This is a genomic window from Lysobacter silvisoli, assembly GCF_003382365.1.
Lineage (GTDB): Bacteria > Pseudomonadota > Gammaproteobacteria > Xanthomonadales > Xanthomonadaceae > Lysobacter > Lysobacter silvisoli.
This window is the reverse complement of record NZ_QTSU01000003.1, coordinates 272,513-291,244: the sequence shown is the minus strand read 5'-3', so window position 1 is coordinate 291,244 and position 18,732 is coordinate 272,513. Positions and strand designations below refer to the sequence as shown.

The window sequence follows — 18,732 nt, the reverse complement described above, 5'->3', positions numbered from 1 at the left end:
TTGTGCCCGCGTCATGCACGGCTTTGTTCGAAGAGTACCCGCACCGGCGCCGTTCGTCGCGTGGTGCGGGCTCGCGCGGCTCACTCGCTGAGCTTGCGGATCAGCTTGTCCCAGTCCTCGCGCAGCTTGCCGTCGGTCTCCATCAGGGTGCGGATCTGCCGGCAGGCGTGCAGCACCGTGGTGTGGTCGCGGCCGGCGAAGGCGTCGCCGATCTCCGGCAGGCTGTGCTCGGTGAGTTCCTTGGTCAGCGCCATCGCCACCTGGCGCGGGCGGGCCAGCGAGCGGGTGCGGCGCTTGGACAACAGATCCTTGATCTGCAGGCCGTAGTAATCGGCCACCACCTTCTGGATGTTGGGAATGCCGATCGCCTGCTGCTGCGCGCGCAGCAGGTCGCGCAGGGTTTCCTGGGCGAACTCGGCGGTGATCGGGCGGCCGGTGAAGTTGGCGCGCGCGGTCAGGGTGTTGAGCGCGCCTTCCAGATCGCGCACGTTCGAGCGCATCTTCTTGGCCAGCAGGAAGGCCACTTCCTCGGGGATCGCGGCGCCGCGTTCCTTGGCCTTGGAGATCACGATCTGGGCGCGGGTCTCGAAGTCCGGCGGCTCGATCGCCACCGACAAGCCCCAGGCCAGGCGCGACTTCAGCCGCGGCTCCAGGCCCTCGACCTCGCGCGGGTAGCGGTCGCAGGTCAGGATGATCTGCTGCTTGCCGTCGAACAGCGCGTTGAAGGTGTGGAAGAACTCTTCCTGGGTGCGGTCCTTGCCGGCGAAGAACTGGATGTCGTCGATCAGCAGGGCGTCCACGCGCTGGAACTGGCGCTTGAACTGGTCCATGGTCTTGTCCTGCAGCGACTTCATCATCGCGCTGAAGAACTGCTCCGAACGCAGGTACATCACCCGCATGGCCGGGTTGGCCTCGCGCATGGCGTTGCCGGCCGCGAACATCAGGTGGGTCTTGCCCAGGCCGGTGCCCCCGTACAGCAGCAGCGGGTTGTGCGCGCGTTCGCCGGGCTTCTGCGCGGCCTGCCAGGCGGCGGCGCGGCCGAGCTGGTTGCTGCGGCCCTCGACGAAGTTGTCGAAGGTGTAATGGGTGTCCAGGTTGCCCTGGAAGGGCTCGGCCGGCACCGCGGCGACCGGGCGCGCGGCCACCGGGGCCTCCTCGCGCGGCGCGGCGGCGCGTGGCAGCGAACCGATCTCCAGGCTGACCTCGGCGCTGCCGGCGTAATAGGTCAGCAGCTCGCGGATGCGGCCCAGGTAGCGCTCGCGCACGTGTTCCACGACGAAGGCGTTGGGCGCGTACAGCACCGTCACGTCGTCGCGCTGCGCCGCTTGCAGCGGCTTCAGCCAGGTGTGTACATCCTCGATCGGGTATTCGGCTTCGAGGCGTTCGAGGCAGCGGGGCCAGGCTTCCATCGGGTCGGCGGGTCTTTGAATGCAGCGGTCTACTGATGCCGCCGCGTCGCTGCGGCGGGCGAAACGCCACCGGCCGCGCGAGGGGTGGGTCGCGGCGAACGGGGCTGGGGGGTCGGCCAGACTATCACCGCGACCGGGTCCGGAACAGGACTTGTCCACAAGCCTGGACACAGGTAGTCCACAGGCGCGGGCCGGTTAGCGCCGCCGGCCGCGACGGCTTGCGCGTCAATGCTGACGGGCTTTCCGGGGCCACGAGCGCACGCGCCACCGCCGCGAATCCACAAACGACGCGCTGCTTTCGTACCCCCCATCCAGGCGCTGCGTGAGCTGCGGCCGCGACCCCGCGCCTACCGCGCGCCCTCGATTCCCCATGCACCCCCGACTTGACCCGCCCGCCGAAGGGCCGCTATAGTCTCCGGTCTTTTCCGCCGTAATCACGCAGAGCCGGACCATGGCCACCAAGCGCACCTATCAGCCCAGCAACCTCAAGCGTAAGCGCGACCACGGCTTCCGTGCCCGCATGAAGACCGCCGATGGCCGTAAGGTCCTCGCCCGTCGTCGTGCCAAGGGCCGCAAGCGTCTTTGCGCCTAAGCGTCGCCCCGGCCGCCCTCCGCTGACGCGGAACCGGGCGGCCGTCCGGCACTCGCCGGTACCGACCCCATGACGTCGACCCGCTTCCCGCGCACCGCGCGGGTACGCGCGCGTTCGGACTTCGACCGCATCTTCCAGCATGGCCGCCGCGTGGCGCTGCCGGTGATGGCCCTGCATTGGCAGTCCGCCGAGCAGGACCCGCGCCTGGGCCTGGCGGTCTCGCGCAAGGTTGACCCGCACGCCGTCGGCCGCAACCGCATCAAGCGCGCCCTGCGCGACACCTTCCGCAAGCTGCGCACCGAGCTGGCGCCCGGCGATTACGTCGTGGTCGCCCGCCCCGGCGCCGCGCGCTGCACGCGCGCGGAACTCGATCAGGCCTTTCTGGGTCTGCTCAAGCGTGCCGGCGCGTTGCCCGCACCTGCGGTGCCCGGCACAATGCCGGCCGATCCCCTTCCTTAAACCACTGCCGGACTCCGGTCCCGGCTGAGCCCGCCTGCTGCCCATGAACCAGACCCGCATATTCCTGATCTTCGCCTGGCTGATGGTGGCGGCACTGTTGTGGATGGAGTGGGGCAAGGAACAAGCCGCGCCGCCGCCGGCGCCGGCCGTGACCGCCACGGCCACCGGCAGCACCGTGCCCAACGCCGCCGCCGCGGCCAGCGCCGCCGCGCCGGGCGTGGTGCCCAGCGCACCGGCCATGCCGGGCACCGCCGCGGTTGCCGCGCCGGCCGCCTCCGGCGCAGCCGCCACGGTCACCGTCACCACCGACGTGCTCAAGGTCGTGCTCGACGGCGGCACCCTGCACCGTGCCGACCTGCTCAAGTACCCCAGCGAGGCGGCCGACGACAGCGCGCCGGTGCGCCTGCTGGCCGAAGACGCCAACAACTACTTCGTCGCCCAGAGCGGCTGGGTCAGCCAGAGCGGCGCCACGCCGACGCATGAATCGGGTTTCGTCCCCGAGACCGCGCAGCGCGACTACGTGCTGGCCCAGGGCGCCAAGGAAATCGCGGTGCCCTTCGTTTGGACCGGCCCTAACGGCCTGACCATCCGCCGCACCTACGTGTTCCAGCACAGTGGCTATGCCGTCACCGTGCGCGACGAAGTGATCAACGCCGGCGCCGCGCCGTGGCAGGGCACCATTTACCGCCAGCTTGCGCGCGTGCCGCGCGCGCTGACCCGCAGCGGCCCGATGAACGCCGAGCAGTACAGCTTCCAGGGCGCGGCTTGGTACACGGACGCCGAGAAGTACGACAAGCGCAAGTACGACGCGTTCGTCGAAGACGGCACGCTGGACCAGAAGGCCACCGGTGGCTGGATTGCGATGCTGCAGCACCACTTCTTCGCCGCCTGGATTCCGGGCGCGAAGGATCCGGGCACGTTCTCGCTGGCCACCGCCAGCGCCGCTGGCGGCGCCACTCAATACCTGATCCGCGATGTGGGCCCCGGCGTGACCGTCGCCCCCGGCGCGAAGGCGCAGACCACGGCGCGTTTGTGGATCGGCCCCAAGCTGGTCGAGTCGATGAAGGCCGAGCAGGTGCCGGGCCTGGAGCGCGCGGTGGACTGGAGCAGCTACAGCGTCATGGCGACGATGGCCAACGCGATCTTCTGGCTGCTGGAAAAACTGCACGGCCTGTTCGGCAACTGGGGCTGGTCGATCATCGGCCTGGTGGTGCTGATCAAGCTGGCCATGTACCCGCTGTCGGCGGCGCAGTACCGCTCGATGGCGCGCATGCGCAAGTTCCAGCCGCGCATCGAGCAGCTCAAGGAGCGCTACGGGGACGACAAGCAGAAGTTCCAGATGGCGATGATGGAGCTGTACAAGAAGGAGAAGATCAACCCGGTCGGCGGCTGTCTGCCGATCCTGGTGCAGATGCCGGTGTTCCTGGCGCTGTACTGGGTGCTGCTGGAGTCGGTGGAGCTGCGCCACGCGCCGTGGATGCTGTGGATACACGACCTGACCGCGCGCGATCCGTTCTTCGTGCTGCCGCTGATCAACATCGCGGTGATGTGGGCGACGCAGAAGCTGACGCCGACGCCGGGCATGGACCCGATGCAGAAGAAGATGATGCAGCTGATGCCGCTGGTGTTCGGCGTGATGTTCGCCTTCTTCCCGGCCGGCCTGGTGCTGTACTGGATCACCAACAGCGGCCTGGGCCTGTTGCAGCAGTGGTGGATGACCAAGCGCTACGCCGAGGCGCCGGCCGCGGCCAAGAGCTGATCGGTTCTCACCGAACACGACGAAGCCCGCCGCAAGGCGGGCTTCTTTTTTTGTGGTGGCTAAGAGCATTCGCGCTGCGCGCTCACCTCCTCACCCTAGCCCTCTCCCGTAAACGGGATAGGGAACATATTCGACGCCGCTGTTGCTTTAGCCCCTCTCCCGCTTGCGGGAGAGGGGTTGGGGTGAGGGCACGCGCAAGCAGCAACCCACGGCGCAACCCCACAATCCCGCGCTACCCTGACACTCCCCAACCCGCACCCCCCACATGACCCACGCCCCCACCCCCGACCGCGACACCATCGCCGCGATCGCCACCGCGCCCGGCGCGGGCGGCGTCGGCATCGTGCGCCTGTCCGGGCCGCGGGCGCGGGAGATCGGCGAAGGCATCGCCGCACGGCGTCTGCAGGCGCGGCGCGCGCATCACGTGCGCTTCGTCGACGGCGACGGTGCGGCCATCGACGACGGCATCGCCCTGTATTTCGCCGCGCCGGCCAGCTACACCGGCGAGGACGTGGTCGAGCTGCAGGCGCACGGCAGCCCCGCGGTGCTGCAGGCCCTGGTCGAACGCTGCGGCGCGCTGGGCGCGCGGCGCGCGCGGCCGGGCGAATTCAGCGAGCGCGCGTTCCTGGAAGGGCGCCTGGACCTGGCTCAGGCCGAGGCCGTGGCCGACCTGATCGCCGCCGCCGACGCGCGCGCGGCGCGGGCGGCGCGGCGCGCGCTGGACGGCGAGTTCTCGCGCCGCGTGGATGCGCTGGCCGACGACCTGCTGGCGGTGCGCGTGCACGTGGAAGCGGCCATCGACTTCGCCGACGAACCGCTGGACACCCTGGGCGGCGCCGCCCTGCGCCAGCGTTTCGACGCGCTCAGCCTGGCCCTGGATGCGCTGCTGGCGGCGACCGAGCGCGGCCGCCGCCTGCGCGACGGCCTGCATGCGGTGATCGTGGGTCCGCCCAATGCCGGCAAGAGCTCCCTGCTCAACGCCCTGGCCGGCAGCGACCGCGCCATCGTCACCGACATCGCCGGCACCACCCGCGACCTGCTGCACGAGACCATCCGCGCCGACGGCGTCGAGCTGACCCTGGTCGATACCGCCGGCCTGCGCGACGGCGGCGACGCGATCGAGCGCGAGGGCATGCGCCGCGCCCGCGAGGAACTGGCCCGGGCCGACCTGGCCATCGTGGTGCTGGACGCGCGCGACCCCGACGGCGGCCGCGCCGCGGTCGCCGACGCCATCGCCGCGGTGCCGCAGCGGCTGTGGCTGCATAACAAGGCCGATCTGCTGGACGCGCCAGCCGCCGTAGCCGACGGCGAGGACCGCCTAACCCTGTCCGCCCGCACCGGCCAGGGTCTGGATGCCCTGCACGCGCGCCTGCGCGCGCTGGCCCAGGGCGAGGCCGGCGACGCGGCCGAGGGCGCCTTCACCGCCCGGGCCCGCCACGTCGACGCCCTGCGCCGGGCACAGGCCGAACTGGCCGATGCGCGCGTGCAGATCGGCCGCGAAGCCCTGGACCTGGCCGCCGAATCCCTGCGCCAGGGCCACGACGCCTTGGGCGAGATCACCGGCCGGGTGCGCGCCGACGACCTGCTGGGCCACATCTTCTCCAGCTTCTGCATCGGCAAGTAGGATCGGCAAACCAAGCGCCTGCCGGGAACCGTTGCGGCCGCGATCGGTCACAATCCCCGGTTCAGCCGGCCTGGCCCGTTTTTTGCGGCCCGGCGCTTGACAAACGCGGCTCGCTAGCGCGTCCTATCCGGCGTGTGCTCGCTACGGCGCACTTCAGGGGAGTTTTAACCAATGACTGTGAATCAAAACGACCGGCGTACACGCCGGCTATCCATCGTTTCGCATGCCGCTCTGGTTCTGGCCTTGGCCGGCGCCCTGGCCGCATGCGGCGGCAAGGATCCCGCCGCCCAAGACCCGGCCGCCGACGCCACGGCCACCGCCGCGCCGGCGGTGACGCCGGAAACCGCCGTTTCGGCCAAGGTCTCGGCCTTGTCCGCCGACCAGCTCCGCGAGGCCGCCCGTAAGGCCTACGCCGAGAACCGTCTGTACGCCCCGGCCGAAGACAACGCGGTCGAGTACTACCTGGCCCTGCGCGACAAGGCCCCGGCCGACGCCGCGGTGTCCAGCGCGCTGACCGACCTGCTGCCGATGACGGTCATCGCGACCGAACAGAGCGTGGGCCGCGAGGACTTCGCCGAAGCCCAGCGCCTGTCCGCGCTGCTGGAAAAGGCCGATGCCCAGCACCCGGCGCTCGCGCGCCTGAAGGCCAGCATCACCGCCAAGCAGCAGGAAGTGGCCAAGCGCACCGAGCAGCAGGCGCTGACCGCCGAAGAACAGGTCAAGAAGCAGGCCGAGCTCGAGAAGCAGCGCCTGGCCCAGCAGGAACAGCAGCAGAAGCAGGCCGCCGCCCAGCTGGCCGCCTCGCAGGCCGCCGAGCGGCAGGCGGCGGCGACCCGCGAGGCCGAGCAGCGTGCGGCCGACCAGCGCGCCGCGGACCAGCGTGCGGCCGATCAGCGCGCCGCCGACCAGCGTGCCGCCGAGGCCCGCCAGGCCGCGTCCGCCACGCCGACCGCAGGCGCCGACCTGCGCGCGGTGTCGACGCCGGCCCCGCGCTACCCGCCGGAGGCGCTGCGCGCCGGCCAGTCGGGCGAGGTGCAGGTGGAGTTCACGGTGGGCACCGACGGTTCGGTCACCGCCGCGCGCGTGGTGCGCTCCAACCCGGCGCGCATCTTCGACCGCGAAGCGGTCAACGCGGTGCGCAAGTGGCGCTTCCAGCCGGTGGCTTCGCCGGTCACCACGCGCCGCACCATCGGCTTCAATCCGGGCGGCTAAGCCCGGACCCGGCGGGAGTGCGCACGCGCACAGGGGACCCGCCGCAGCCAACGCGACGCCCGGCTCCGGCCGGGCGTTGTCGTTTGTGGAATCCGTCGCCGCCCGCTCTGGGGTAGGAGCGGCGTGAGCCGCGATTGCTCCGAACCCGCGAAGGTGTGTGGGTGGGGTGGTTGAAGCAACAGCAACAGCTTCCGTCCGCAAGCGGCCGGGTTACTTTCTTTTGATAAGCGTCAAAAGAAAGTAACCAAAGAAAAACGCTTGGCCAGAGCTCCCGTGCGAGAGCGGAGTTGGCGCGGGGATTTTTCGATGGCACATCCTGTGCCAGCGAAAAACGGCGCACCTCCTGTGCGCCGCCCTCGGGGTCTTCTATTGGGACGGCGAGTTCGGTGCCCGAGCGAGGGTCAAGAGCATTCGCTGCGCTCACCCCCTCACCCTAGCCCTCTCCCGCAAGCGGGAGAGGGAACACATCCGACGCCGCTGCTTGTGCTTTAGCCCCTCTCCCGCTTGCGGGAGAGGGGTTGGGGTGAGGGCACGCGAAAACCGAATGACCGCGAACGCACCGATACACCCGCCCCGTCAAAGAAAAGCCCGGCACCAGGCCGGGCTTTTCGTATTGCACGATAGCGGCGATCCCTCAACCCGAAATCGCCAAGCGCTCATTGTGATAGCGCCGCACCGCCGCGTACCAAAGCAGCGCTGCCAATGCGAAGCCCGCGCTGAGATAGATCATCCACACCTGCATGGTGATGAACTCGCCGCGGATCACCTTCAGCAGCAGCTGGTTCTGCGCCAGGAACGGCACCATGAACTGCCACAGCTGGGTCTTGAGCGGGTTCACCATCAGGATCACCGTGGGCACCATCGGCATCAGCATCAGCCAGGTCATGTGGCTCTGCGCTTCCTTGATGCTCTTGGCGCCGGCGGCCAGGTAGGTGAGCAGGGCGGTGCCGATGAACAGCATCGGCAGCAGGATCAGCAGCATCTTGCCGATCGCCATGAAGCTCACGTCCAGCATGCGCATGGTGCCGCCGCCCATCTGCGCGCTGAGCTTGAACGCCAGCAGCGTGAGCAGCAGCGAGGTCAGGCCGAGCAGGCAGGCGGCGGCGATCTTGCCGCTGACGATGGCGCCGCGTGCGGCCGGCGTGGCCAGCAGCGGTTCCAGCGACTGGCGTTCGCGCTCGCCCGCGGTCGCGTCCAGGATCAGGGCCGCGCCGCCGATGAAGGACGAGAAGATCAGCAGGTACGGCAGCATGAAGGACAGCATCAGCCCGCGCTTGGCCTCGGGCGTGGCCAGGTCGCGCGTACCCACATTGACCGGGCGCGCGATCGCAGGCGACAGGCCGCGCGCGAGCAGGCGCAGCGCGCCGACCTGCTGGCTGTAGGCCTCCAGCGCCGAACGCAGGCGCGCGCTGGGAATCTCGGCGTCGCGTCGCGTGCTGTCCTGCACGATCTCCACCAGCGCCGGCTGGCCCTCCTTCCATTGCTTGCCGTAGTCGGCGCCGATCTGCAGGGCCACGTCCACGTCCTGGCGCGCGATCGCCTGGTCCAGGTCGGCCGGCGGTTGGGTCGCGACGATGCCGCGCGTGGCCAGGTAGGCCACCAGGTTGGGCGCGCGCTCGGCGCCGAGCACCGGCACTTCCAGGGTCTGGTCCAACTGGGTCTTGGCCCGCTTCTCGGCCAGCGAGCCCATGCCCAGCATCAGCAGCGGATACAGCAGCGGGCCCAGCAGCAGCGCCAGCGCCAGGGTGCGGCGGTCGCGGCCGATGTCGCGCAATTCCTTGCGCACCACCGCCCAGGTGGCGGTCATCCAGGAGGTCTTCGGGGAGGTCTTCATGCGTGCAGGCCCTCGTCGCTGCCGATGACGCGCACGAAGGCGTCTTCCAGGTTGGCCTCGCCGGTCTGCGCGCGCAGTTCGTCGGCGCTGCCGGCGGCCACCACCTTGCCCTTGGCCACGATCACGATGCGGTCGCACAGCGCGGCGACCTCTTGCATGATGTGGCTGGAGAAGATCACGCAGCGGCCCTCGTCGCGCAGCTTGCGCAGGAAGCCGCGCATGGCGCGCGTGGTCATCACGTCCAAGCCGTTGGTGGGTTCGTCCAGGATCACGTTGCGCGGGTCGTGGACCAGGGCGCGCGCGATCGCGGTCTTGGTGCGCTGGCCCTGCGAGAAGCCTTCGGTCTGGCGGTCGAGGATGTCGTCCATGTCCAGCGCCGCGGCCAGCGCACGCGTGCGCTCTTCGATGGCCGCGCGCGACAGGCCGTGCAGCTCGCCGAAGTAGGCGATGTTCTCGCGCGCGGTCAGGCGCTTGTACACGCCGCGCGCGTCGGGCAGCACGCCCAGCGCGCGGCGCACCGCGGCCGGATCGCGGCGCGCGTCGATGCCGTCGATGCGGATCTCGCCGCGGTCGGGCTGCATCAGGGTGTAGAGCATGCGCAGGGTGGTGGTCTTGCCGGCGCCGTTGGGGCCGAGCAGGCCGGTGATCTGGCCGTCGCGGGCCTCGAAATCGACGCCCTCGACGGCGTGGACCACGCCGGTCTTGGTTTTGAAGCTCTTGTGCAGATCGTTAGCGGTGATCATGGTGATTGGGCTCAAGAATGGCTAAACGATGCGGATCGTGTTTTTGCTCGTCATCCCCGCGAAAGCGGGGATCCAGAAACTTCAGCGTCCTGTCTGGATAAAGCCCTGGATCCCCGCCTTCGCGGGGATGACGGATCGAGGCGATGTTGACCGTCGCAGTTCGTCCCCAGTACCTACGGCTCCCAACCGTTGAAGGACACGAACGGCGGCACGTAGCCCAGCGAGTCCAGGCATTTGGCGTTCAGCGACTTGGCGTCGGCGCTCTCCAGGAACTGGCCCATGAGCTTGGGCATGCAGCCCGAGGCGAAGCTGCCGTGGCCCTGGCCGCGCAGCACCAGGTGCCGGCCGTTGGGCAGGCCCTTGAGCACCTGCTCGCCGTAGCGCGGCGGCGTGACCGGGTCGAACTCGCCCGACAGCACCAGGGTCGGCAGCTGCGATCGGAACGGTGCGTGGAAGTCGGCCGGGCGCTTGCCGGTCGGCCAGACCTTGCACTGCGCCACCAGCACCGTGGACAGGTCGCTGCCCATCACGGTGTCGGCATCGGCCGGATCGTCCTTGAGCAGGTCGGCGTCCTCGGCGCAGATCACCGACAGCTGCATGCCGTGCATGATCTGTTCGCTGACCTGGCCCTGGATCAGCTGCGCCAGCGACATCAGCGGCGCGTAGCGGCCCTGGTCGGCTTCGTTGAGCACCAGCGGCAGCAGGGCGGCGGCCTGCGGCGCGTAGGCGAACATGCGGGTCAGGCCGGCCACCGCGCCGGCGGTGGCGGTGTCGCGCTTGAGCTCGCCGGTGGTCGGGTCGCGGTACTCGACTTCCACCGGCTGTTCCTTCAGCCGCGCCATCAGCTTGCGCAACTGCGCGCGCGGGTCGTCGCCGAAGCGCTGGCGGCAGGTCGGGTTCTTGCGGCACTGCTCGAACTGCAGCGCCAGCGACGCGTCCAGGTTGCGCGCGTGTTCGGAGCCCAGCACCAGTTCGTTGGGCACCACGCCGTCGATGACCACCGCGCGGGTGTGCTGCGGATAGCGCGCCGCATACTGTTGCGCCACGCGGGTGCCGTAGGAGCCGCCGACCACGTCGATCTGCGCCGCGCCCAGCGCCGCGCGCACGCTGTCCAGGTCGCGCACCGCGTCGGTGGTGGTGTAGTAGCGCGGATCGGCCTGCAGCTTGGCCGCGCAGTCGGCGGCGAACTTGACCACCGCCTCGGTGCTGGTGGCCTCGTCCTCCATCACCGCGCTGTCGCCCTTGGCGTTGCGGCAGATCAGCGGGTTGGACTGGCCGGTGCCGCGCTGGTCGACCAGGATCACGTGGCGGTGCTTGCGCACCTCGCGGAAGGCCGCGTCCAGGGTCGGCCAGACCTCGGTCGCGGCCTGGCCGGGGCCGCCGGCCAGGAAGAACACCGGGTCGGCGGCGATGTCGGCCTGATCGGTGGCCGGCAGCCAGGCGATGTTGAGCTGGACCTGGCGACCCTTGGGCTGGGCCGGGTTCTCGGGCACGGCGAAACGCGCGCACTGCGCGGCGATGGAATCGGCCGCGAACGGGCTGGTCAGCGAACAGGGTTTGAACGCGATGCGGCCGTACAGGCGCTGGCCGACACCGGCCTCGGCCGGCGCCGCCGGCTCGCGCCCGCAACCGGCCAGCAACACGGCAGCCGCCAGCGCGGCCACCAGGGGTGGGGTGATACGCATGAATCCCTCTCGTCCTAAGGCGATGCGCCTTCAGGATGACAGACGGGGGCTGGCGGAAAAATGTGACCGAAGAGGGGGTAGGCAGTGGCTGCTGCGTTCTCGGATATGAGAACGCGGAGGAGGGCGGCTTGTTTTGACGGCGGCAGCTTGTCGCTGCGCTCGCCCTCACCCCAACCCGCACCCCGTTTACGAGAGAGGGTTAGGGTGAGGGAGTGAGCGCAAAGCGCGAATGCTCTTGACCTAAAACGCCGTTATCGCCCTCGCGGTCCTAATCGGAAGACCCGAAGGGCGGCGCACAGGATGTGCGCCGTTTTTCGCTAGGCCACGGATGGCCTATCGAAAAATCACCGCGCAAGCTCCAAACTCGCCGCGCACGGCGTCGAAATAACATTGCCCTTCTCTTTGGTTACTTTCTCTTGGGCAAGCAAGAGAAAGTGACCCGCATGCGCAGCAGGCGGAAGCTGTTGTTGTTGTAACAGGGTTTCGGCGTAGCTGCGGATTCGCGGTCGCAGCTTGCGCAGCTCCTCCCCCGGGGGCTAGCGATCCGGCGGCTCCAGGTCTTCGCTTTCGCCGCGGTCGCGCGCCGACTTGGCCAAGGCCTGGTAGCGGCCGCGGTACTTATCCAGGGCGGCCTCGTCCAACTCCTCCAGATCGAGCAGAGCGTTGTGTGCCTCGCGCGTGGCCCGGATCAGTTCGTCGAGCTTGATCTGCATGGCCTCGGTGTCGCGGTTCTGGGTGTTCTGGATCAGGAACACCATCAGGAAGGTGATGATGGTGGTGCCGGTGTTGATGACCAGCTGCCAGGTGTCGCTGAAACCGAACAAGGGTCCGCTGATCAGCCACACCAGAACCAGCCCGGAGGCGATGGCGAAGCACAGCGGCCGCCCGGTGAAGCGCGCGGCCGCCTTGGCGAGGCGAGTGAACCCGGCTTGCATGCTCATGACCGTTCCCAAGATGGCGGGAGGGTCATGGTGGCGGCATCGGCGTGGAGCCCAGGTGCAGAGCGCTGCGGGGATTAAACCTCGGCGGTGCAGGGCGCATCACAGACGCTCGGCTCCGTCATCCGTTCCTGGAGGTCGCATGCGATGGTCCAAGCTCCGTACCGCCGCCGTAGCGCTCGCCGCGTTGCTGTCGTTTCCCTGCGCCGCGGGCGATGACCGGGCGCTGCTGCGAGCCAACGCGCGCGCGCGGCAGTTCGTGCAGCAAACCCTGGAGCAGCAGCGCATCCCCGGCCTGCAGGTCGCGGTGGTGCGCAACGGCCGCGTGGTGCTCAGCGAAAGCTATGGCTGGGCCAACGTCGAGAACCGCGTGCCGGTCACCGCGCAAACGCGATTCCCGATCAACTCCGCGACCAAGGCCTTCACCGGCGTGGCGCTGATGCAGCTGGTCGAAGCCGGGCAGGTGGAACTGGACGCGCCGGTTTCGCGGTACTTGAGCGACTTGCCCGAGGCCTGGCGCGGCATCCGCGTGCGCCAGCTGCTGGCGCACACCTCGGGTCTGCCCGATATCGTCGATGCGAACGGCGCGATGATCAGAAGCGGCGAAGCCGACGCCTGGCAGGCGGTCAAGGCGCTGCCGGCGACCGCGGGTCCCGGCGACCGATTCGCCTACAACCAGACCAACTACGGCCTGCTCGCACAGATCGTCGCCAAGGTCACGGGCCACAGCTACGAGCGTTATCTGAGCGACCATCAGTTCTCCGCGGTTGGCATGCCGCGCACCAGCTTCGGCGACAGCTACGAGCTGATCGCCGGCGCGGCCACGGTCTACGCGTACACGCCGCGCCAGCCGCTGAGCAACGGCGAAACCACGCGCCTGTCGCATTGGGCCTACGAGATTCCCTACAGCCTGTGGGCCGGCGGCGGCATCCAGACCACGGCCGACGAACTGGCGCGCTGGCTGATCGCGCTGTCGGAGGGACGCTTGATCGGCGCCCCGGCCTTGCGCGCCATGTGGACGCCGGAGCGACTGAACGACGGCTCCGCAGGCGAGTGGGGTCTGGGCTGGCCCGTGCTGCAAGCCGCGCCGCAGCGCCAGGTCGCCGGTATCGGCGGCGCGCGTGCGGCGTTCGTGGTGTATCCGGATCAGGACTTGGCGGTGATCGTGCTGACCAATCTGGCCGGCGCCCAGCCGCAGCGGTTCGTGCCGAAGATCGCCGAGTTCTATCTCGCGCCGGCCCGTTGAGGCACCGCCACGCTCACTTGCTGCTGACGTACTTCTCGCGGCGGATCGCCGGCACCGGCAGGCCGTATTCCTTCAGCGACTCGAAGCAGGCATCGACCATGTTCGGGTTGCCGCACAGGTAGGCGATATCGTTCGCGCCGTCGGGCGAGAATTCGGCCAGGAACTGCTGCACGTAGCCGTGGCGCACGTCCGGGTGCGGGTCGGCGGGCAGCTCGCGCGAGAAGCAGGGCACGAAGCGGAAGCCGGGCACGCGATCGGCGAAGGCGCGGAACTCGTCGCCGTAGAGCAGCTCTTCCGGCGTGCGCGCGCCGAACAGCAGCACCACCTCGATGCCGCGATCGCGGATCTGCGCTTCCAGCTGCGGCAGCATGGCCCGGTACGGGGTCACGCCGGTGCCGGTGGCGATCAGCAGATAGCGGCGGTTGGCGTCGTTCGGGGCCAGGCAGAAGCGGCCGAACGGGCCGCTGGCGTTGATCGTGCCGCCTTCGGCCAGGCTCTCGAACAGCGCGGTGGCGGCGCCGCCGGGCACGTAGCTGACCGCGATCTCGACCTCTTCGCCCGCGCCCAGGGCGTGGTCGTGGATGGTCGCCAGCGAATAGCTGCGCTTGGTCGCGGTGCCGTCGGCGTACTGGAAATGGACCTGGATGAACTGGCCCGGGATGTAGTCCAGCGGTTGGCCGTCGTCGCGGACGAAGGCGTAATGGCCCACGGTGGGGGCCAGCATGCGGCGCGAGACGAGCTTGAGGGGAAAATGCTGGATGGCCACGGTTACCGACAAACCTGCAACAGTCTGTGGCTCAAGCGCGGCCACGGGGACGCCTATACTACCGGTTATCGCCGCGCGGCTCGCGGCGCAGGCCCACCGCCGATACCCGACCCCATGACCCAGAACCTAGCTGGAACGGCCGCCGCGGCAACGCCGGCGGCGGCCGACGGCGCCGGCCCGGTGCCGGCGCTGTCCGTGCGCGACCTGCGCAAGACCTACGACAACCGCGTCGAAGCGCTCAAGGGCGTGTCCCTGGACGTGGCCCCGGGCGACTTCTTCGCCCTGCTGGGCCCCAACGGCGCCGGCAAGTCGACCCTGATCGGCATCGTCAGCTCGCTGGTGAACCTCAGCGCAGGCCAGGTGCGGATCTTCGGCACCGACCTGGCCACGCGCCGCGACGACGCGATGCGCCTGATCGGCCTGGTGCCGCAGGAACTGAACTTCAACATGTTCGAGAAGCCGCTCGACATCCTGGTCAACTACGCCGGCTTCTACGGCGTGCCGCGGTCGGTGGCGATCGAGCGCGCCGAAGAGGAGCTCAAGCGCGCCCAGCTCTGGGACAAGGCCGGCATGATGAGCCGCACGCTGTCGGGCGGCATGAAGCGCCGGCTGATGATCGCCCGCGCGATGATGACCCGGCCGCAGCTGCTGATCCTGGACGAACCCACCGCCGGCGTGGACATCGAGATCCGCCGCGGCATGTGGAAGACCCTGCGCGAGATCAACGCCGCCGGCACCACCATCATCCTGACCACGCACTACCTGGAAGAGGCCGAAAGCCTCTGCCGCAACCTGGCCATCATCGACCACGGCCGCATCGTCGAGCAGGGCCCGATGAAGGCGCTGCTGGCCAAGCTGGACGTGGAAGGTTTCCTGTTCGATATCGACGGCGTGCTGCCGGCGACGCTGCCGACGATCGAAGGCGCCACGCTCAGCGCCACCGACGACCATACCCTGGACCTGGAGATGCCGCGCGAGATGGACCTCAACCGCGTGTTCGCGGTGCTGGGCCAGGCCGGCATCCGCGTGCGCTCCATGCGCACCAAGTCCAACCGCCTGGAAGAGCTGTTCGTGCGCCTGACCAGCGACAACGCCGACAAGGGCCCGCTGGGCAACAGCGTGCCCGCGCAACCGGAGCAAAGCGCATGAGCGACACCGCCGTCAACGCCCCGGCGCCGTCCAACGCGCAGCGCAACCTGACCGCGTTCGGCACCATCGTCCGCCGCGAGGTCGCGCGCATCCTGCGCATCTGGGGCCAGACCCTGGTGCCGCCGGCGATCACCATGACCCTGTACTTCCTGATCTTCGGCGGCCTGATCGGCTCGCAGATCCGCGACATGGGCGGGGTCAGCTACATGGAGTTCATCGTCCCCGGCCTGGTGATGATGAGCGTGATCCAGAACAGCTACGGCAACATTTCCTCCAGCTTCTTCGGCGCCAAGTTCGGCCGCCATGTGGAAGAGCTGCTGGTCAGCCCGATGCCGAACTGGGTGATCCTGTGGGGCTACGTGGCCGGCGCGGTGCTGCGCGGTCTGATGGTGGGCGCGATCGTGCTGCTGATCGCGATGTGCTTCACCAAGGTCGCGGTGCCGCATCCGCTGGTGACGCTGACCACGGTGCTGCTGGGCGCGACGATCTTCTCGCTGGCCGGCTTCGTCAATGCGGTCTACGCCAAGAAGTTCGACGACGTGGCGATCGTGCCGACCTTCATCCTGACCCCGCTGACCTATTTGGGCGGCGTGTTCTATTCGGTCAAGCTGCTGCCGCCGTGGGCGGAGACGCTGACCCACGCCAATCCGATCTTCTACATGGTCAACGCGTTCCGCTACGGGCTGCTGGGCAGCAGCGACGTGCCGCTGTGGGTGGCGTACTCGCTGATGCTGGGTTTCGTGGCGGCGCTGGCGGCGCTGGGGCTGTGGCTGCTCAAGCGCGGCGTAGGCCTGCGCAGCTAGTTCCCTCTTCAGCCTTGGGGTAGGAGCGGCGTAAGCCGCGATTAGCTCCGAACTCGCGAAGGTGTGTGGGTGTGCTGGTTGAAGCAACAACAACAGCTTCCGTCCGCAAGCGGCCGGGTCACTTTCTTTTGATAAGCGTCAAAAGAAAGTAACCAAAGAAAAACGCTTGACCAGAGCTCCCGTGCGAGATCGATGCGTGCGCGGGGATTTTCCGATCGGGCATCCCTGCCCGAGCGAAAAACGGCGCACATCCTGTGCGTCGCCCTCCGGGTCTTCTTTTGGGACGGCGAGCTCGGTGTATGCGTGAGGATCAAGAGCATTCGCGCTGCGCGCTCACTCCCTCACCCTAGCCCTCTCCCGCAGGCGGGAGAGGGAACACATCCGACGCTGCTGCTGCTTTAGCCCCTCTCCCGTTTACGGGAGAGGGGTTGGGGTGAGGGCACGCGAAGCCGCAAATCGCCGCGAGCCCTAATCGCACACCACCCCCTCCCGCCCCTCCGCCCTGCACAGCCGCGGCCACCCGTGCTCGCGCCAGAACGCCAGCAGGCCGCTGCGCTGCAGGTACTGCGCGAACGCCGGATTCTGGCGCAGCTCGCGCGACTCGGGCTGCCACAGCACCCACTGATAGGACGCGTAACCTTCGCGCTGCACCGCGTCCAAGCCGGCGATATCGCGCGGGTAATCGCGCACGGGCAGCAGCAGGCGGGTGAAGTCGTAATGGACCTGGCCGTAGCGTGGGTTGCGTTCGGCGTAGTCGATGGCCGGCTGTACCGCGGGCCACAGCGCGGGGTCGCGCAGCGCCGCGGCGGCGGCGATTTCCGAGCCGCGCCAGGGCAGGTCCGAGGGCAGGGACTCGGCCACGCGCGCGGCGGTGGCGTAGTCGCGGCGCCAGACCGCGTTGAAGTAGCGCGCGGTCTGGGCCATCACCGGGTCGGCCATGGCCAGGTGCGACTGTGCTTCCTCGTGCCGGCCCAGGGTGTCGAGCAGGCGGCCGCGCCAGAAATGCAGCGAGGGCTCGTAGGGCGCGATCAGCAGGGTGTCGTCGATCTCGCGCAGGGCCTGGTCCACGTAGCCCATGGTCGCCAGCCGCTGCGCGTGCGCGCCGCGCCAGCCCACTTCCGAACGGGTCAGCGCGATCGAGCGCTGCGACAGGCTCAGGCAGTCTTGCCAGCGCTGCTGGCGGCAGGCGCGGTTGGCCATCACCGCCAGGGCGTCGGGTTGCTGCGGGTCCAGGCGCAGGGCGGTGGCGGCCATCTGCTCGGCCTCGCTGCGCAAGGCTTCGCGGCCGGGCTCGGTGGCCAGCGAGCGCAGCCACAGCTTGGCCGCCAGCGCGCCCCAGGCGCGGGCGTAGTCCGGGTGTTCGCGCAGCAAGGCGCGCAGCGCGGTTTCCGACGGCAGGCTAGCGGCGTTGGTGTTGCGCAGGCCGCCGGGCGAGGCGTTGCGCGCAATGAGGTAGCGCTGGTACAGCGCCGGGTCCTCGTCGGCCGGCGGCGACGGCGGCGGCTGGCTCAGCTGACGCTGCATGGCGTTGCCGATGGCGTAGGCGATGTTGCGCTGGATCACGAAGATGTCGCGGAACTCGCGGTCCAGGTCCTGCGTCCACAGGGTGCGGTCGCTGGCCGCTTCGACCAGGCGTAGGCTGATGCGCAGGCGCTCGCCGTCCTGGCGCACGCTGCCTTCCAGCACGTGCGTGGCGCGCAGGCGGCGCGCGACTTCGGCCAGCGGCAGGCGGGTGTCGCGGAACTGCACGGTGGAGGTGTGCGAGGTCACGCGCAGGCCGTCGATGCGCGCGAGCAGGCCGATCAGTTCCTCGCTCAGGCCGTCGGCGAAATCCTGGCTGCGGCGGTCCTCGCCCAATGCGCGCAGCGGCAGCACCGCGAGCACCGGCATGGCTTCGCTGCGCAATGCGGGATCGGCCACGCGCGGCGTGGTGGCGCTGCCGCCGTAGCGCCACCAGGCCAGGGCGCCGGCGGCCAGCACCAGCGCCGCAAGGGCAGCCATCAGCCACTGGCGGCGGACGCCGGATCGCGCCGGGGTCGGGTGGTTTTCGCGGCGCAGCGGCGGGTCGGCCATGGGCGCCGGGTCGGCCGGCGTATCGGCCCCCTCCGGCAGATCGAAGCGGTACCCATAGCCATGCACCGTATGCAGGTAACGCGGCGACTGCGCGTCCTCGCCCAGGGCATGGCGCAGCAAGGTCATGACCCGGTTCAACACCCCGGGAGTGACGTGGCGGTGGCCCCAGACCGCGTCCAGGATCTCGTCGCGCGCGTAGACCCGCCCCGGCGACTCGGCCAGCAGTGCCAGCACCGCGTAGGCCTTGGGTTCCAGCGCCTGCACCTGGCCGCCGCGCAGCAGGCGGCGGCCGCTGCGATCGATCAGGATGTCGCCGAAGGCGATCGGCGCGGGGGCGTCGGAGTTCATGCGGCGGGCGGGGACCGGTGGGGGGACGGGCCATTAACGGTTACGCGCAGCCGGCGATGACCCGGCCTAAGCGTTTCCCAAGCTTAGGTTTG

The 18,732-nt window shown here is 69.4% G+C and carries 15 protein-coding genes; 8 read left to right on the top strand and 7 right to left on the bottom strand.

The annotated features are described in order from the left end of the window. Window positions 1-80: 80 nt before the first annotated feature. Window positions 81-1,409 (bottom strand): chromosomal replication initiator protein DnaA, encoded by a 1,329-nt coding sequence (gene dnaA / locus DX914_RS16355; protein ID WP_115860708.1) that lies wholly within the window; start codon window positions 1,407-1,409, stop codon window positions 81-83. Between the two features lie 451 nt (window positions 1,410-1,860). Between dnaA and rpmH the strand changes: the two genes are divergently transcribed. The 5 genes from rpmH to DX914_RS16330 all read left to right on the top strand — a co-directional run bounded on the left by rpmH (window position 1,861) and on the right by DX914_RS16330 (window position 7,055). Further along, on the top strand, window positions 1,861-2,001 hold the full coding sequence (gene rpmH / locus DX914_RS16350) for a 50S ribosomal protein L34 (RefSeq protein ID WP_024868391.1): 141 nt from the start codon (window positions 1,861-1,863) through the stop codon (window positions 1,999-2,001). Window positions 2,002-2,070: 69 nt separating this feature from the next. Next, window positions 2,071-2,460, top strand: a complete 390-nt coding sequence (gene rnpA / locus DX914_RS16345; RefSeq protein ID WP_115860706.1) for a ribonuclease P protein component — start codon at window positions 2,071-2,073, stop codon at window positions 2,458-2,460. 43 nt (window positions 2,461-2,503) lie between these two features. Then, window positions 2,504-4,219 carry a membrane protein insertase YidC gene (yidC, locus tag DX914_RS16340; protein ID WP_115860704.1) on the top strand — a complete coding sequence of 572 codons (1,716 nt, stop codon included), beginning with the start codon at window positions 2,504-2,506 and terminating at the stop codon, window positions 4,217-4,219. A 265-nt stretch (window positions 4,220-4,484) separates the two neighbouring features. Continuing rightward, on the top strand, window positions 4,485-5,843 hold the full coding sequence (gene mnmE, locus DX914_RS16335; RefSeq protein WP_115860702.1) for a tRNA uridine-5-carboxymethylaminomethyl(34) synthesis GTPase MnmE: 1,359 nt from the start codon (window positions 4,485-4,487) through the stop codon (window positions 5,841-5,843). Between the two features lie 171 nt (window positions 5,844-6,014). After that, window positions 6,015-7,055 (top strand): energy transducer TonB, encoded by a 1,041-nt coding sequence (locus DX914_RS16330; protein ID WP_115860700.1) that lies wholly within the window; start codon window positions 6,015-6,017, stop codon window positions 7,053-7,055. Between the two features lie 634 nt (window positions 7,056-7,689). On the opposite strand, the gene DX914_RS16325 is transcribed toward DX914_RS16330, so the two are convergent. From DX914_RS16325 to DX914_RS16310, 4 genes are all read right to left on the bottom strand, one after another. Then, entirely contained in the window at window positions 7,690-8,889 is a 1,200-nt protein-coding gene (locus DX914_RS16325) for an ABC transporter permease (protein ID WP_115860698.1), read from the bottom strand. Continuing rightward, window positions 8,886-9,632, bottom strand: coding sequence for an ABC transporter ATP-binding protein (locus DX914_RS16320; protein ID WP_115860696.1), 747 nt, complete (start codon window positions 9,630-9,632; stop codon window positions 8,886-8,888). The genes DX914_RS16325 and DX914_RS16320 overlap by 4 nt, the downstream gene beginning before the upstream one ends. Window positions 9,633-9,805: 173 nt before the next feature. Further along, a complete protein-coding gene (locus tag DX914_RS16315; RefSeq protein ID WP_115860694.1) occupies window positions 9,806-11,317 on the bottom strand; it encodes an alpha/beta hydrolase in 1,512 nt (503 codons plus the stop codon). 536 nt (window positions 11,318-11,853) lie between these two features. Next, window positions 11,854-12,258 carry a low affinity iron permease family protein gene (locus tag DX914_RS16310; protein ID WP_115860692.1) on the bottom strand — a complete coding sequence of 135 codons (405 nt, stop codon included), beginning with the start codon at window positions 12,256-12,258 and terminating at the stop codon, window positions 11,854-11,856. 139 nt (window positions 12,259-12,397) lie between these two features. Here DX914_RS16310 and DX914_RS16305 point away from each other — a divergent pair, with 139 nt between their 5' ends. Then, window positions 12,398-13,501, top strand: coding sequence for a serine hydrolase domain-containing protein (locus DX914_RS16305; protein WP_115860690.1), 1,104 nt, complete (start codon window positions 12,398-12,400; stop codon window positions 13,499-13,501). Between the two features lie 13 nt (window positions 13,502-13,514). Here the strand turns inward: DX914_RS16305 and DX914_RS16300 are convergent, their stop codons facing one another. Continuing rightward, window positions 13,515-14,312, bottom strand: coding sequence for a ferredoxin--NADP reductase (locus DX914_RS16300; protein ID WP_425480699.1), 798 nt, complete (start codon window positions 14,310-14,312; stop codon window positions 13,515-13,517). A 150-nt stretch (window positions 14,313-14,462) separates the two neighbouring features. Here DX914_RS16300 and DX914_RS16295 point away from each other — a divergent pair, with 150 nt between their 5' ends. After that, entirely contained in the window at window positions 14,463-15,416 is a 954-nt protein-coding gene (locus DX914_RS16295) for an ABC transporter ATP-binding protein (RefSeq protein WP_231118317.1), read from the top strand. After that, the gene (locus DX914_RS16290; protein ID WP_115860684.1) at window positions 15,413-16,219 is read left to right on the top strand and encodes an ABC transporter permease; all 807 of its coding nucleotides are present in this window, start codon (window positions 15,413-15,415) and stop codon (window positions 16,217-16,219) included. Before DX914_RS16295 ends, DX914_RS16290 begins: the two co-directional genes overlap by 4 nt. Before the next feature lie 468 nt (window positions 16,220-16,687). On the opposite strand, the gene DX914_RS16285 is transcribed toward DX914_RS16290, so the two are convergent. Continuing rightward, window positions 16,688-18,640 (bottom strand): winged helix-turn-helix domain-containing protein, encoded by a 1,953-nt coding sequence (locus DX914_RS16285; RefSeq protein WP_115860682.1) that lies wholly within the window; start codon window positions 18,638-18,640, stop codon window positions 16,688-16,690. Between the last annotated feature and the right edge of the window lie 92 nt (window positions 18,641-18,732).